The sequence below is a fragment of the Mesorhizobium sp. M7A.F.Ca.US.006.04.2.1 genome (assembly GCF_004022915.1).
GTDB lineage: Bacteria > Pseudomonadota > Alphaproteobacteria > Rhizobiales > Rhizobiaceae > Mesorhizobium > Mesorhizobium ciceri.
In genome coordinates this window covers 1-1,800 of the sequence record NZ_RZQA01001082.1, presented here as the reverse complement: position 1 = coordinate 1,800, position 1,800 = coordinate 1, and the positions used below count along the sequence as shown (strand labels likewise).

Annotated in this window: 2 protein-coding genes; both read left to right on the top strand. The window is 63.7% G+C overall.

Features of this window, described 5'->3' with window-relative positions; all coding sequences use genetic code 11:
* The coding region (locus EN925_RS34485; RefSeq protein WP_164894608.1) for an RluA family pseudouridine synthase at nt 1–934 on the top strand (934 nt) is incomplete at its 5' end.
* Nucleotides 935–936: 2 nt separating this feature from the next.
* Nucleotides 937–1,800 (top strand): DMT family transporter (locus EN925_RS34480; protein WP_164894607.1); only part of this gene is annotated, 864 nt, incomplete at its 3' end.

Genomic DNA, 1,800 nt, shown 5'->3' with positions numbered 1-1,800 from the left:
GCGGCTCGACCGCTGGTTCAAGACCCATTTCCCGGGCCTTGGTTTCGGCCATTTGCAGAAGCTTCTGCGCTCCGGCCAGATCCGTGTCGACGGCGGCCGGGTCAAGGCCGACACCCGTGTCGAGCCCGGCCAGATGGTTCGCGTCCCACCGCTCGAGGTTGACAAGAAGGGCGAGAGTGCGCTGACCGGCCACTCGATCCGCAACCAGGGCGATGCCGATGTCCTGTCGAAAATGCTGATCCATGAAGACCCTAAGGTTTTCGTCTTCAACAAGCCGGCGGGCCTTGCGGTGCAGGGCGGCTCGGGCGTCACCCGCAATGTCGACGACATGCTGGAGGCCTGGCGCAACCAGAAGGGCGAGAAGCCCAGACTGGTTCACAGGCTCGACCGCGACACTTCGGGCGTGCTGGTCGTCGCCCGCACCCGACTGGCCGCCATGAAGCTCTCGGAAGCGTTTCGCGCCCGCGAGACCAAGAAGACCTATTGGGCGCTGGTCAAGGGCGTGCCGCCCAAACGCGAGGACAAGATCTCGACCTGGCTGATCAAGGAGCCGACGCCGGACGGTGACCGCGTGCGGGTCGCCGCGCATGGCGAAAAGGGCGCCGACCACGCTGTGTCCTACTACCGCATCATCGAGCAGGCGGCGCAGACGATGACCTGGCTTGAAATGGAGCCCTATACGGGCCGCACCCACCAGCTTCGCGTCCATGCCGCCTACATCGGCTGCCCGATCCTGGGCGATCCGAAATATTTCGAGGCCGACACCAACTGGGACTTTCCCGGGGGCATTCAAAACCGCCTGCATCTGCACGCCCGCCGCATCATCATTCCGCATCCCGACAAGGGCGTCATCGATGTCACGGCGCCAATGCCGCCGCATATGCGCCAGAGCTGGAACCTGATCGGCTTCGACGACGCCAGCGCGGAGGACTGATCGTGAGCGGCGCCACCGACGCGCTCGACCGGCGCGACACGGTCGACCTGGCCGCCGCCGCGATCATGGTCGGGCTGACCTTTTCCTGGGGGCTGAATTACGTCGCCGCCAAGATCTCCTATGCTGGCTATGATCCGGTTTTCCTGTCGATCGCGCGCTCGATCATCGGCGGCATGTGTGTCTTTGCCTGGTGCCGGTGGCGCGGCATCGCGCTTTTCACGCGCGACGGGACCTTGCTCGCCGGCATCTTGGTTGGCGCGCTTTTCGGCATCGAGTTCCTTTGCCTCTATGTCGGCCTGGAGCATACGACCGTTGCCCGCAACACGCTGCTGGTCAACACCATGCCGTTCTGGATGCTGCTCGGCGGCCATTTCCTGCTCGGCGAGCAGATCACGTTGAGAAAATTCCTTGGCCTGCTGCTGGCCTTTGCCGGCCTTGCCGCGGTGTTTTCCGACAAGCTTGGCGGCGGCGGAGACATGCTGTTCGGCGATCTGCTGAGCCTTGGCTCCGGATTCTTCTGGGCTTTGACCAACATCCTCATCAAGCGCTCGAAGCTGGTCGAGGCGAGCGCCGAGAAGCTTCTGCTTTACCAGCTCGCCGGGGCAGCGATCGTGGGCGTATTGGTGCTGCCTCTCGCCGGCCCGCCCGTTCGCGACCCGACCGTGCTGCCGACCTTGGCGCTGCTTTTCCAGGCGGTCTACATCGTCGCCTTCACCTATGTGCTGTGGTTCTGGCTGCTGCGGCGGTATTCGGCGTCAGGCTTGTCCAGTTTCACCTTCCTGTCGCCGGTTTTCGGCGTGCTGTGCGGAGCCATGTTCTTGAATGAGCCGCTGACCATGCGCATTTTCCTGGCACTTGGCCTGATT